This is a genomic window from Kitasatospora sp. NPDC058184 (genome assembly GCF_042883725.1).
Taxonomy (GTDB): domain Bacteria; phylum Actinomycetota; class Actinomycetes; order Streptomycetales; family Streptomycetaceae; genus Kitasatospora.
This window is the reverse complement of record NZ_JBHVVE010000012.1, coordinates 19994-34165: the sequence shown is the minus strand read 5'-3', so window position 1 is coordinate 34165 and position 14172 is coordinate 19994. Positions and strand designations below refer to the sequence as shown.

Annotated in this window: 7 protein-coding genes; 5 read left to right on the top strand and 2 right to left on the bottom strand. The window is 74.5% G+C overall.

The annotated features are described in order from the left end of the window. Window positions 1–9: 9 nt before the first annotated feature. On the bottom strand, window positions 10–9468 hold the full coding sequence (locus tag ACFVXH_RS23200) for a beta-ketoacyl synthase N-terminal-like domain-containing protein (protein ID WP_387826744.1): 9459 nt from the start codon (window positions 9466–9468) through the stop codon (window positions 10–12). Between the two features lie 433 nt (window positions 9469–9901). On the opposite strand from ACFVXH_RS23200, the gene ACFVXH_RS23195 reads away from it, so the two are divergent. Beyond that, a complete protein-coding gene (locus tag ACFVXH_RS23195; protein WP_387826741.1) occupies window positions 9902–11089 on the top strand; it encodes a PLP-dependent aminotransferase family protein in 1188 nt (395 codons plus the stop codon). A 176-nt stretch (window positions 11090–11265) separates the two neighbouring features. Continuing rightward, the gene (gene lspA, locus ACFVXH_RS23190) at window positions 11266–11814 is read left to right on the top strand and encodes a signal peptidase II (RefSeq protein WP_234348152.1); all 549 of its coding nucleotides are present in this window, start codon (window positions 11266–11268) and stop codon (window positions 11812–11814) included. Between the two features lie 100 nt (window positions 11815–11914). Here lspA and ACFVXH_RS23185 read toward each other — a convergent pair whose 3' ends face one another. Next, window positions 11915–12484, bottom strand: a complete 570-nt coding sequence (locus ACFVXH_RS23185; protein ID WP_387826738.1) for a LuxR C-terminal-related transcriptional regulator — start codon at window positions 12482–12484, stop codon at window positions 11915–11917. A gap of 95 nt (window positions 12485–12579) precedes the next feature. Between ACFVXH_RS23185 and ACFVXH_RS23180 the strand changes: the two genes are divergently transcribed. The 3 genes from ACFVXH_RS23180 (at window position 12580) to ACFVXH_RS23170 (ending at window position 14106) form a co-directional block, all read left to right on the top strand. Next, on the top strand, window positions 12580–12864 hold the full coding sequence (locus ACFVXH_RS23180; RefSeq protein ID WP_049649003.1) for a hypothetical protein: 285 nt from the start codon (window positions 12580–12582) through the stop codon (window positions 12862–12864). An 82-nt stretch (window positions 12865–12946) separates the two neighbouring features. After that, window positions 12947–13489 (top strand): stage II sporulation protein M, encoded by a 543-nt coding sequence (locus tag ACFVXH_RS23175; RefSeq protein ID WP_387826735.1) that lies wholly within the window; start codon window positions 12947–12949, stop codon window positions 13487–13489. Next, complete coding sequence (locus ACFVXH_RS23170; protein ID WP_387826732.1) at window positions 13486–14106, top strand: hypothetical protein; 621 nt, start codon at window positions 13486–13488, stop codon at window positions 14104–14106. Before ACFVXH_RS23175 ends, ACFVXH_RS23170 begins: the two co-directional genes overlap by 4 nt. The last annotated feature ends 66 nt before the right edge of the window (window positions 14107–14172 follow it).

The following is a 14172-nucleotide window of genomic DNA, read 5'->3' as shown; positions in this document are numbered from 1 at the left end:
TCCCTTACCTCAGCGCGACAGTTCGTTGTCGAGCGCGTCGAAGAGTTCGTCGTCGGTCACGTGGTCGAGGTCGTCGGCGGATTCGGCGGGTTCGTCCTGCTCCCGCTGCCAGGCGCGAAGGATCTGCGTCAGTCGGGTGGTGACCCTGGTGCGGTCCTCGCGCTCGCCGGCGAAGAGCTTCAACGCCTCCTCCATCCGGTCGGCGTCGGCGAGGATGCGCGAGACCGGGTCCGGTTGCTCGGGTTCGAGGGCCGCCAGGAGGTGGGCGGCCAGTTCGTCCGGCGTGGGCTGGTCGAACAGCACGTTGACGGGGAGCCTGAGCCCGGTGGCCGCGTTGAGCCGGTTGCGCAGTTCGACGAGGGTGAGGGAGTCGAGGCCGAGCCCCCGGAACTCCGCGCCGGTGTCGATGGCTCCGGGCCCCGGGTGGCCGAGGACGTCGGCGATCTCCTGGCACAGGAGCTCCGTCACGACGTCGAGGCCGCGTCCTCCGGCCGCCCCCGCGATCCGGTCGGTCCAGGTGGAGGCGCCCGCCGTCCTCGGTGCCGCGGCCGGGGCCGCCGTACGCCGGGCCGGGGCGGAGACGAGGCCGCGCAGCAGCGGTGGCAGGTCGGCCACGGCGGCCCTCGCGTGCAGTCGCGCCGGGTCGAGCACCAGCGGTGCCACGGCCGGCTCGCTTCCCTGCCGTGCCTCGTCGAACAGCGCCATGCCCTGTTCGGAGGGGATCTTTCCGATGCCGTACCGCTCGAAGCGCTGGAAGGCCGTGTCGTCGAGGCCGGCGGTCATGCCGGACTCCTGCTCCCACAGCCCCCACGCCAGCGAGAGGCCCGGCAGCCCCCGGGCCGACCGCTCCTGCGCCAGCGCGTCCAGGAACGTGTTCGCCGCCGCGTAGTTCGCCTGACCCGCGGTGCCCACCAGGCCCGACACCGAGGAGTACACGACGAACGCGGCCAGCCCGGGGCACCGCTCCCGCGTCACCTCGTGCAACGCCCACGCGCCGTCCACCTTCGACCGCAACACCTCCCCCAGCGCCTCCGCACCCAGCGACACCAGCACCCCGTCGCGCAGCACACCCGCCACGTGGAACACACCCGTCAGCGGCCGCTCGGCCACCACCTCGTCGACCAGCACCCCCAGTGCCGTACGGTCGGCCGCGTCACACGCCCGCACCACCACAGTGCGCGCGCCCAACTCCAGCAGTTCGTCCCGCAACCCCACCGCCCCGGGCGCCTCCACACCCCGACGGCTCACCAGCACCAGGTGCCGGACCCCGCACGCCACCACCAGATGACGCGCCAGCAACGCCCCCAACACCCCCGTCCCACCGACCACCAGCACCGCACCCTCCGGATCCAACGACGCCGGAAGGGTGAGCACGTTCTTGCCGGTGTGGCGGCCCTGGCTGATGTGGCGGAAGGCCTCCCTGCCCCGGCGGACGTCCCGGACGGTGAGCGGGAGGTGGGTGAGCGCGCCGGCCTCGAAGAGGCGCACGAGCTCGGTGAGCATCTCCTGGATGCGGTCCGCGTCGACCACCATGAGGTCGAACGCCTGGTAGGAGACGTCGGGGAGGGACGCGGGGTCCCTGACGTCGGTCTTGCCCATCTCCAGGAACCGGCCGCCGGGGCGCAGCAGGCGCAGCGAGGCGTCCACGTACTCGTGGGCCAGCGCGTTGAGGACGACGTCGAAACCGCCGTCCTCGCCGAGCACCCGGCGGAAGCCCTGCTCGAAGAGGAGGTCCCGGGACGAGGCGATGCGCTCGTCCGGCAGGCCCATGGAGCGCAGCGCGTCCCACTTGCCGGGGCTCGCGGTGCCGAAGACCCGCGCGCCGAGGTGGTGGGCGAGCTGGACCGCGGCCATGCCGACGCCGCCCGCCGCCGCATGGACCAGCAGCGACTGGCCCGGGGCCAGGGCGGCCAGGTCGGTCAGCGCGTAGTAGGCGGTCAGGAAGACGACGGGAACGGCCGCCGCCTGGGCGAAGGTCCAGCCGTCCGGAACGGTGACGAGCATCCTGCTGTCGGTGGCCACCACCGGTCCGAACGCGCCGGGCAGCAGGCCCATGACCCGGTCGCCGGGCGCGAACCCGGTCACTCCGGGGCCGACCTCGGTGACCACGCCGGCCCCCTCGATGCCGAGCGGGCCCGCGTCGCCGGGGTAGAGCCCCAGGGCGTTCAGCGCGTCACGGAAGTTGAGGCCCGCGGCGCGGACGGCGACGCGCACCTCGCCCGGCAGCAGGGGGGCGAGCGCCTCGGGGCGGGGCCGGAGGGACAGCGCGTCGAGGGAGCCGCTGGCGCCCGGTTCCATCCGCCAGGCCGGCGCGCCCTCCGGGGGTGCGAGCAGCTCACGGGGTGTCTGCCGGGTCAGCCGGGCGGCCTTCAAGGTGCCGTTGCGCAGCGCCAGTTGGGGTTCTCCGGTGGCGAGCGCGGCGGCCACCAGCCCGGGGGTCGGGTCGGCGTCGGCGTCGAGGAGGACGAAGCGGCCCGGGTGTTCGGTCTGGGCGGTGCGCAGCAGGCCCCACAGCACGGATGCGGCGAGGTCCGCCACGCCTTCGGCCGCTTCGACGGCCACCGCGTTCCGGGTGAGGACCACCAGGGGCGCGGAGGTCCGGTGCTCCTCGGCCAGCCAGCTCTTCAGCAGGCCCAGGACCTCCCGGGCGGCGTCATGGGCCGCGGACGGCACCTCGTGCTCCGGCGCGCTCGCCGTCCACGGGAGGACGGCCACCTCCAGGTCCTCGACCGCACCGGACAGCGTGGTGAGGTCGGCGTGGCGGGCCACGCCCGGCAGGTCGGGGCCGCGCGTGCCGAGGACGGCCCAGCGGTCCGTCGGAGGGTCCGTCGGCAGGTCCGGGGCCGGGCCGGCCGGAGCGGTGCCGGCGGCCGGGTCCGGCACGGGCACCCAGTCCACGGCGAACAGCGGCGTACGGCCCCCGCCCGCCGCCGAGTAGGGGCGCAGGGTCAGCGCCTCGACGGTGGCGACCGGCGCCCCGACGGCGTCGCAGACGGCCAGGGCCACGGTGTCGGTGCCGGTGGGCGTCAGCCGTACCCGCAGCGCGGTGGCACCGGTGGCGTGCAGTTCGGCACCGGACCAGGCGAACGGCAGCCGGAGCCCGGCCGCCTGGTCGCCCTCCAGGACGAGCAGGTGCAGCGCCGCGTCCAGCACGGCCGGGTGCACCCCGAAACCGGAGGGCTCCACGCCGGCCGGGAGCCCGACCTCCGCGTACAGCACGTCGCCGTCGCGCCAGGCGGCGCGCAGGCCCTGGAAGGTCGGCCCGTAGTCGTAGCCGCGGGCGGCCAGGGCCTGGTACGCGTCGGCCACGTCGAGGGGGGTCGCGTCCTTCGGCGGCCAGTCCGTCAGCGCGCTCCCGGCGCCTTCGGCCCCGGCGGCCAGCACGCCGGTGGCGTGGCGCCGCCAGGTGTCGTCGGAGCGCGAGAACACGGCCAGCGACCAGCGTCCCTCCTCCTCGGGGTCCAGCACCACGCGCAGGTCGGCCGGGGCGTCGGGGTGGAGGGACAGCGGGGCTTCCAGGGTGAGTTCGTCCAGCCGCCGGCAGCCGGCCCGGGCGCCCGCCGCGAGGGCGACGTCGAGCAGCGCCACACCGGGCAGCAGCACCTCCTCGCCGATGACGTGGTCCTCCGTCCAGGGGTGGGTCGTGGGCGACAGGCGGCCGGTGAACACCCAGCCCCTCCCCTCGGGCCGCTCGACCGCCGCGCCCAGCAGCGGGTGCCCCACCGTCTCCAGACCCGCTGAGGCCACGTCAGCGACGGCGGTGTCCTGCGTCAGCCAGTAGGACCGGTGCTGGAAGGCGTACGTCGGCAGCTCCACCGGCCGCGCGCCCGGGAAGAGCGGGGACCAGTCGGGCAGGTGGCCGGCGAAGGCGGCCTGGGCGACCGCGGTGAGCAGGGAGCCGCTCTCCGGGCGCCGGGCCCGCAGCAGCGACAGGGTGACCGCGTCGGTCCCGGCCGGCAGGCAGTCCGGGACCAGACCGGTCAGGACACCGTCGGGGCCGAGTTCGAGGTAGGTCCCCACGCCGAGCCCGGCGAGGTGCTCGACCCCGTCGCCGAACCGGACGGCGCGGCGGATGTGGGACACCCAGTAGTCAGGGGAGCAGAGCTGCTCGGCGGTGGCCTCCCGCCCGGTCACGTTGGACACGACGGAGAGGACGGGGGCGCGGAAGGTCAGGCCTTCGAGGACGGTGCGGAACTCCTCCAGCGCGCTGTCCATGTGGGGAGAGTGGAAGGCGTGGCTGACCCGCAGCCGCCTGGTCCGGCGCCCCAGCGCCGCGAAGTGGTCCGCGACCTCGGTGGCGACCGCGGCATCACCCGAGACCACCACGGACCGCGGGCCGTTGACGGCGGCGATCCCCGCCAGGTCCTCGCGCTCTCCGAGGACCGTCAGGACCTCCTGCTCGGTGGCCTCCACGGCGATCATGGCGCCGTCGCCGCGGGCGGCCTGCATCAGCCGTCCCCGCGTCGCCACCATGAGCGCGGCGTCCGGCAGGTCGAGCACGCCCGCGACATGGGCGGCGGCCACCTCGCCGACCGAGTGTCCGAGCAGGTGGTCGGGCCTGATGCCGTAGTGCTCCAGGAGCCTGAACTGCGCGGTCTCCAGGGCGAACAGGGCCGACTGGGCGTACAGGGTGCGGTCCAGGAGTTCGGCGTCCGTACCGAAGACGACGTCCTTCAGGGGGACGGGCAGGTGCGCGTCCAACTGCGCGCACGCCTCGTCGAACGCCTTCGCGAAGACGGGGAAGTCCCGGTGCAGACTGCGGCCCATGCCGAGGCGTTGCGCGCCCTGGCCGGTGAAGAGCAGCGCGAGCCCGTTCGAGCCGTCGGGGGGTGTGGTGGAGGGCGTGACGGTGACGTTGTCCGCCGTGCCGCCCTCGGCCAGGACGCGCAGTCCGGCGAGCAGTTCCTCCCGGCCGGCACCCGTCACAACGGCACGCTGCTCGAACAGCGAGCGCTGCGCGACCAGCGACCAGCCGACGCTGCCCGCGCCGACCTCCGGGCGCTCCGTCAGGTACTCCGCCAGTCGGCCCGCCTGCGCCCGCAGCGCCTCCACCGACCGGCCGGACACCACCCACGGCACCACGTCCGGATCCTCAACAGGGCTATCGGGAGAGGCAGTTGCTTCTTCGGCGACCCCTTCCACGATCACATGCGCGTTCGTCCCACTGATCCCGAACGAGGACACACCCGCCCGCCGCGGCCGACCCACCTCAGGCCACTCCCGCGCCTCGCCCAGCAGCTCCACCCCGCCCGAGGACCAGTCCACATGCGACGACGGCACCTCCGCGTGCAACGTCCGCGGCAGCACCCCGTGCCGCATCGCCAGCACCATCTTCATCACACCCGCCACACCCGCGGCGGCCTGCGTGTGACCGATGTTCGACTTCACCGAGCCCAGCCACAACGGCACTTCGCGCCCCGCCCCATAGGCGGACAGCAAGGCCTGCGCCTCGATCGGATCGCCCAACCGCGTGCCCGTCCCGTGCGCCTCCACCGCGTCGACGTCACCCGCCGCCAACCCGGCATCCGCCAAGGCCCCGCGCACCACCCGCACCTGCGCCCGACCGCTCGGCGCCGTCAACCCGTTCGACGCACCGTCCTGGTTCACCGCCGAACCCCGCACCACCCCCAACACCTGGCGCCCAGCCCGCCGCGCGTCCGACAACCGCTCCAGCACCAGCACGCCGCAGCCCTCACCGAACCCCGTCCCCTCGGCCCCCTCACCGAACGCCCGGCACCGGCCGTCCGGGGACAGACCCCGGTGCCGGGCGAACTCGATGAGGGTGGCCGGGGCCGCCATGACGGTGACGCCGCCGGCCAGGGCCATCGAGCACTCGCCCCGCCGCAGCGACTGCACCGCCAGGTGCAGCGCCACCAGCGACGACGAGCACGCCGTGTCCACCGACAGGGCCGGGCCCTCCAGCCCCAGCACGTAGGACACCCGGCCGGACGCGACACTGCTCTCGTTGCCGGTCAGGACGTGCCCTTCGAACTCCACCGGGACCCGGGCGGGGGCGGGCCGGTAGCCGCTGGTCATCACTCCGGTGAAGACGCCGGTCGCACTGCCCTTCAGGGTGTCGGGACGGATCCCCGCCCGCTCCAACGCCTCCCACGACACCTCCAGCAGCAGCCGCTGCTGCGGATCCATCGCCTCCGCCTCGCGCGGCGGAACGCCGAAGAACCCCGCGTCGAACAGGTCCGCGTCGTGCAGGAAACCCCCGCCGCGCGTGTACGTCCGCCCGCCTTCCCCCGCGTCGGGATCGGGGTCGTAGAGGTGCTCCAGGTCCCACCCCCGCCCCTCCGGGAGGCCGGAGATCGCGTCGCGCCCCTCCGACACCAGCCGCCACAGGTCCTCCGGCGACCGCACCCCGCCCGGGTACCGGCACCCCATCCCCACGATCGCGATCGGCTCGTCGTCGTGGGGGGTATGGAGGGGTGCGGTGCCGGTGTCGGTGCGTTCGCCCGCGAGTTCCGTGCGCAGCCACTCCGCCAGGAGGGCGGGTGTGGGGTGGTCGAAGATCAGGGTGGGCGGAAGGGGGACGCCGGTGGCGGCGGTCAGCCGTTCCAGGAGGTTGACGGCGTCCAGCGAGTCGAAGCCGAGGTCCTTGAAGCGGCGGGAGGTGTCGACCAGCCCGGGCTCCGGGTGGCCGAGCACGGCCGCGGCGTGTTCCCGTACGAGGCCCGTCAGTTCGCCGTGGCCGGGCCGCGACGGCCCGGGTGCGGGGGCCCCGGTCTCCGCTCCGAACGGCTCACGCCGGTCCGCCACCGCGGGCCCGCGCCCGTCCGCCACCACGGTCTCGCGCCGGTCCTCGCCGTCGAGCCAGTACGACTGCCGCTGGAACGGGTAGGTGGGCAGCCGGAGCCGGCGCCCGCTGCCCGTCCGGAGCGCGGGCTGCCAGTCGACCCGCGCACCGCGCACGTGGAGCCGGGCGACGGAGTCCAGCAGACGGCGCGGACCGCCCTCGCCCCGCCGGAGCGTCCCGGTGACCGCCGCCGCGGCACCGACGGTCTGCTGGAGCGCGACGGTGAGCACCGGGTGCGGGCTGACCTCGACGAACGTCCGGTGCCCGGCCTCCAGCAGGTGCCGGGTGGCGGTCTCCATCCGGACCGGCCGGCGCAGGTTGCGGTACCAGTAGCCGGCGTCCAGCTCCGTGGTGTCGGTGATCTCACCGGTGACGGTGGAGCAGAACGGGATCCGCGACCGGCGCGGGGTGATCCCGGCGAGTTCCGTCAGCAGCGCGTCCCGCAGGACCTCCACGTCGCCGGAGTGCGAGGCGTAGTCGACCGGGATCGCGCGCACCCAGACGCCCTCGGCCTCGTACTCCGCCAGCAGCCGGTCGACGCTCCCGGGCGGGCCGGAGACCACTGTGGACACCGGCCCGTTGACCGCGGCGATCTCCACCCCGTCCCAGCCCCGTTCGAGCCGGTCGCGGACCTGCGCCACGGGCAGGGAGACGGTGGCCATGGCGCCGGTGCCCGCCAGCCGGCCGAGCGCGCGGCTGCGCAACGCCACGATCTTCGCTCCGTCCTCGACGCTGAGGGCGCCCGCGACGCACGCGGCGGCGATCTCGCCCTGCGAGTGCCCCACCACCGCGTCGGGACGCACCCCGAAGGAGCCCCACACCTCGGTCAGGGCGAGCATCATGGCCCACAGCACGGGCTGGACGACGTCGACCCGTTCCAGGGGCGGGGCGTCGGGCGTCCCGCGCAGGACGTCGAGCAGCGACCAGTCGACGTGCGGCCGCAGCGCCCGGTCGCACTGCTCCATCCGCTCCCGGAAGACGGCCGAGGTGTCGAGCAACTCCCGTGCCATGCCGTCCCATTGGGAGCCCTGGCCCGGGTAGACGAAGGTGACCTCGCCGTCCTCGGCGACGCTGCCCCGGACCAGTGCCGGGTCGACTCCGCCGGGCTCGGCGGCGGCGGTCAGGGCCCGGAGGAACTCCTCGCGGTCGGCCGCGACGACGACCGCGCGGTGCTCCCGGGTCGCGCGCGTGGTGGCCAACGCGAGGGCCACGTCGGCGGGTTCGGCGTCGGGCTCCTCGGCCACGTACGACCGGAGGCGGTCGGCCTGGGCCCGCAGCGCCTCCGCTGTGGCACCGGACAGGACCCACGGCACCACACCGGAACCGCCGTCCGCCGACGCCCGGGTGTCCACGGCGGGGGCGGGCGGCTGGGACAGCACGACATGGCAGTTGGTCCCGCCGAGACCGAAGGAGCTGACGCCCGCGAGGCGGGTGCCGTCCGCCCCGGTCCACGGCAGGCGGTCCGTCACCATGCGCAGCCGCAGGGCGTCCATGTCGATCAGCGGGTTGGGGGTGCGGAAGCCGAGGCTCGGCGGCAGCGTCGCGTGCTGGAGCGACAGTGCCACCTTGACCAGGCCGACCACGCCCGCCGCGGCCTCCAGGTGGCCGACGTTCGTCTTCACCGAGCCGACGTGCAGGGGGCTTTGGCCGGCCGTCCGGGCCGCGCCGAACACGGCGCCCAGCGCGGCGGCCTCGACCGGGTCGCCGACCCTGGTGCCCGTCCCGTGCAGTTCGACGTACTGGACGTGCGCGGGGTCGACACCCGCCCTCGCGCAGGCCCGCCGCAGCACCTCTTCCTGCCCGGCCCGGGCCGGCACCGTCAGTCCCTCTCCGCCGCCGTCGTTGTTCAGGGCGCTGCCGAGCAGGACGCCGTACACGGGGTCCCCGTCCGCGAGGGCCCGGCCCAGGGGCTTGAGCACCACCATCGCCCCGCCCTCGCCGCGGACGTAGCCGTTCGCCCGCTCGTCGAAGGTGAAGCAGCGGCCGTCGGGCGAGAGCGCGCCGAGCCCGGCCATCGCGTGCGCCGTGTCGGGCAGCAGGTTGAGGTGCACCCCGCCCGCCACGGCGAGCGCGGAGTCGCCGCGCCGCAGGCTCTCGCAGGCCAGGTGGACGGCGGCCAGCGACGACGCCTGGCCGGCGTCGACGGTGAGGCTGGGGCCGTGCAGTCCGAGGGCGTACGAGACGCGGTTGGCCGTCATGCCGCGCTGGGTGCCGGCAACGGTGTGCGGGGTCCGGGCGGCCGGTCCCCGACGGTCGAGCAGGAGGCCGTAGTCGCCGGACGCCACGCCGAGGAAGACGGCGGTGTCCTGGGAGCGCCAGGTCTCCGGGCGGATTCCCGCGTCCTCGAAGGCCTCCCAGCTCAGCTCCAGGGCCAGGCGCTGCTGCGGATCCATCGCGGCGGCCTCGCGCGGGCCGATCCCGAAGAACCCCGCGTCGAACCGGTCCACGTCCTCCAGGAACGCCCCCCACCGCAGGGCGGACGGCTCGTCGTCCCCGGGCCCCCCGGGACCGCCCCGGCGGTCGTCGGGAGTTTCGGTGACGGCGCTGCGGCCGTCCCGCAGGAGGTCCCACAACTGCCGGGGTCCGGCAGCCCCCGGAAGGCGGCAGGAGATTCCGACCAACGCGATGGGTTCCTCCGGCACCGACCGATTTCCCGCGGAATTCACGGAGGCCTCGGAATGCCCATGGCGGAGATCAGACATGACGCCCCCTGTTATCACTTCGAACCGACCGACGGCATGACGGAACGCATCCCGGAGAACCAGGGAAAGGAAAGAGAGATTCGGAATTCCCCGTCAGAACACTGTGGAACACGGCACACGGCCCCCAGAGACTGACATACGCACCGCACCGCCCGACAAGCCCGTTCGACGGCCGACCACGCGTTTTCGGCCCATCTGGCGGAAGACCGCAGGTCAACGTCCGCCCCGGTCCCACCTGGTGGTTTCCGGAAGATCACGGTCCGGCACGGCCGGTCGCGGAACCCGCCGTCACCACGGACGCCTGAGCGATCTCGGCAAGAAATCGACGGGACATGTTTGGGCACCCGTGGGACTCCCGCACCCGGGACACCGCCCCGATCGTCCGTATCCTGCGGGCATGACGAGCCCAGCCGCCGCCCCCGTTCCCGTCGCCCGCCACGCCGCCGCCCACGCCTCGTCCGTGCGGGAGATCCTCGAACTCACGGCGCGGCCGGAGGTGATCTCCTTCGCCGGCGGCCTGCCCGCCCCGGAGCTCTTCGACGTCGACGGCCTGCGGGCCGCGTACGACCACGTGCTGGCCACGGCCCCGCACCGCGTCCTCCAGTACTCGACCACCGAGGGCGACCCGGCGCTGCGGGCGGCCGTCGCCGAGCGGCTGGGCTCCCGCGGCCTGCCCACCCCGGCGGACGACCTGCTGGTCACCTCGGGCTCCCAGCAGGCACTGACGCTGGTCTCGACGGCGCTGCTGGCCCCCGGCGACACCGTCCTCGTGGAGAACCCCACCTATCTGGCGGCCCTGCAGTGCTTCGCCTTCGCGGGAGCCCGCGTCGTCCCGGTCCCCTCCGACGAGGACGGCGTCGACCCGGTGGCACTGGCCCGCCTCGTCGCCTCGGAGCGGCCCAGACTCCTCTACCTCGTCCCCAACTTCCAGAACCCGACCGGCCGTACGCTCCCCGTCGAGCGCCGCCGGGCCGTCGCGGAGGTCGCGGCCCAGCACGGCCTGTGGATCGTCGAGGACGACCCCTACGGCGAGTTGCGCTTCGACGGCGCTCCGCTGCCGTGGATCGCCTCGCTCGACGCCGCGGCCGACCGCACGGTGCTGCTCGGCAGCCTCTCCAAGACCATGTCCCCGGGCATGCGCCTCGGCTGGCTGCGCGCTCCGGCCGAACTGCGCCGCGCCTGTACGACGGTGAAGCAGACCACCGACCTGCACTCCTCCACCGTCGACCAGGCCGCCGCCGCCCGGTACCTCACCCATGCCGACCTCGACGCGCACCTGACGCGGGTCCGCGCCGCCTACCGGGAACGCCGTGACGCGCTGCTCGACGGCCTGCCCCACGCGCTCCCCCACGGAAGCACCTGGAACCGGCCGGACGGCGGGATGTTCGTGTGGGTGCGCCTGCCGGACGGGCACGACGCCACCGCCCTGCTGCCCCGGGCCGCCGCCCACGACGTCGCCTACGTACCCGGCGCGCCGTTCTTCGCGGACCGGCCCGACCCGGCGACCCTGCGGCTGTCGTTCACCGGACACCCCGCCGAGGCGATCAGGGAGGGACTGACCCGCCTCGCCGGGATCTTCGGGTGACCATCGGGGCCCGCCGACACCCGGCGACGGCGGGGCCGGCGCCCGGCAACGGCGCGGGTATGCTCCCGTTCTGACGGTGCGCTCCCGTACTTGTGAACACTCGTGCGCAAGCCGCCGTCACCTACAATGCGGCCATGACTGGCTTACTACGCCTACGGGTTGCGCGAGGAGCTTCCTTGTCCGGTGACACGCCTCGACGACTGGGAACCATGACAGCCGTGGCAATCGCACTGCTGGCGTCGGATTTCATCACCAAACAGATCGCGCTGACACATTTCTCGGGGACCGATCCGACATCGACCCTCGGCGGGCTTCTGAAATTCACGCTGGTCTTCAATTCGGGCGGGGCGTTCTCCATCGGCGCGGGGGAGACCTGGTTCTTCACCACGGTGAAGATGCTGGTCATCGTCCTCATGCTGGTGGTGTCGCCCCGGATCCGCACCCCCCTCTGGGCGGTCTCCTTCGGGCTGGTCATCGCCGGCGCGGCCGGAAACCTCATCGACCGGCTGTTCCGGGACCCCTCCCCGTGGGAGGGACGCGTCGTGGACTGGATCCAACTGCCGCACTGGCCGGTCTTCAACCTCGCCGACTGCGGCGTGGTCTGCGGCAGCGCCCTGGTGATGTGGGCCTCGATGCGCGGCATCCGCCTGGACGGCACGCGCGCCACCGAGGAGCCGGCCGAGCCGGACGCGACGGAACGGACCGCCGAGGTGAAGAACCCGTAGGGCAGCCGGCCGTCCGGCCCGGGGAGAGCCGCCCGGCCGGCCCCGAACCCGCCTGCGGGGCCCCCGGGTCGTGCGCCGGGCCCCGCACGGGGCCCCTTCCTCACGCCGCGGCGTGGGCCCTGAGCAGTCCGTACCGCTCGGCCAGGACGGCGGCCTGGGTCCGGTTGCGGACGCCCAGTTTGGCGAGCAGCTCGCTGACGTAGTCCTTGACGGTCGCCGGGCGGAGGTACAGCCGCTCGGCGATGTCCGCGTTGGACAGACCCTCGCCCAGGCAGACCAGGATCTCCCGCTCACGGGCGTTGAGCCGGGCCGGGACCTGCCGGTCGGGCGGCTCGGGAGCCACCGCCGGTGCGGCCGACCGGAGTTGCGGGAAGACCACGGTGCCGCCCGAGGTGAGCACCCGGACGGCGTCCAGCAGCAGGCCGCTCGGGGCGTTCCGCCGGAGGTAGCCGACCGCGCCGTGCCGCAGCGCCCGGTTCAGCAGGTCGCCGTCTTCCTCCGTGGCCAGCATGGCCACCCGGGGCGCCCGGGGCAGGTAGATCAGCGAGAGCAGGGTGTCGAGGGCCGCGTCGGCCTGGCGGCCGAGGTCGAGCAGGACCAGGTCGGGCTGGAGCGCGCGGGCCTGCTCGACCGCCCGGTCCACCGGACAGTCCGCCACCACCGTCAGCACGGGGTCGGATTCGATGATCAGGCGCAGTCCCGAAGCGACCGGTGGCTGCCGGATATTCCCAACCACTCCCTAAAAGTGGCGAACTGGGGATTAACATGTCCGTTTTCTCGACCCCGAAGAAGCGCATCGCCGCCGCCGGCGCGGCCGTTGCCGGTCTGAGCGCCCCGCTCCTGCTGGCCGCCACCACCCCTGACGTGCTGACCGGCTACTTCGGTCTGGAGTACAAGAGCGCCGACCGCGTGCTGACCGCCATCGAGGCCGGCACCGACGTCGCCGCCGCCCTCTCGCTGTTCGGTGGCGTCACCGCCGCCGGCGGCGTGGCCATGTGGATGCTCAAGAAGGCGATCACCGCCGGCGGCCGCCGCGCCATCATCGCCTGACCCGGGCGCCGGCCGGACCCCGCCGCACCGGCGGGGTCCGGCCCACCGGCCGTGTGCAGCAGACGACTTGGGGAGGGACGACGTGATCGCGGGAGTCCGCGGAGGGCTCGCAGCCGCCTGGGCCCGGCAGCGCTGGGCCGTGGCCGCGGGGCAGTTGCTCTGGTTCGCCTGCATGGCGATCGGGATCGCCTGCTCGGGCGGCATCGAGTCCGCCGTCCGCGTGGAACCCAAACCCGCCGGTCCGGACCTGTGGCTCGAGGTCTTCCTCAACAACGCCAAGGTGGCCGCGCTGGCCTTCAGCGGAGTCGCCACTCTCGGCCTGACCACGGTCGCCTTCTCGCTGCTCTCCGGCCTCGGTGTCGGCGTGCTGATCGGGCACGCGTACGCGCTGGGCGGCGGCCAACTGCTGCGGGCCGTCGGACCGCACGCGGTGCTCGAACTGCCGGCCCTCGGCCTCGCCGTCGCGGCCGGCCTGGCCCCGGCGCTCGGGCTGTCCCGCCGCCTGGTGTCCGGACGGGGCGCCCCGTTCAGCCAGCACGTGGTCGACGCCGCTGTCCTCTTCGGAACCTCGCTGGCCGCGCTCGCCGTGGCCGCGGGCGTGGAAACGTGGGTGAGCCCCCGATGACCTTGACCACCACGACGGACCACCGTCCCCTGCTCGATCCGGAGGCCGCGCCCGAAGGCCGGGACGACGGCCGGGACGACGGCCGGGCCGGGCGCCTGCGCCACCGCGTCGCCCTGGCGCTCGCCGTCCTCGTCCAACCCCTGGCCGGTCTCGGCCTCCTGGACCGCTACCGCGCGGCCGTCCTGGAGAAGATCCCCGACGCGGCACCGGGCGCGGTGAAGGCCGGCGTCTGGGCGGGCTGGCTGTTCGGATCGGTGCTCGGCGCGATCGGCGTGCTGCTGGCCGTCCTGCTCGCCGGCGCCGCCGGTGCCGCCGCCTGCCGACTGGCCGGCGCCCGCGACGGCTTCGCCCGGGACCACGCGACCGTCGGGACGGTGGCCGCCCTCTACTTCGTGGGCAAGCTGCTGCTGCTCGGCGCGGGTGCCGCCCTGGTCGGCCACCCGTCCTGGGACGGACTGGTGGACGCGCTGGGCAGCGCCGACCTCGGCCTGGTCGTGCTGTTCGCGGCCTTCACCGAGGTCCTGCGCCGCAGCACCGGCCTGAGCCCCGCCCGCAGCGCGGCGGCCGCGCTCGCGCCCACGGCGGTGCTCCTCGCGCTCTGCCTGATCCCGCGCTGAGCCCGCGCCGGGCCGGGACCGGGCCCGCACCGCCCGCACCGCTCGCGCCGCCCGGACCGCTCGCAC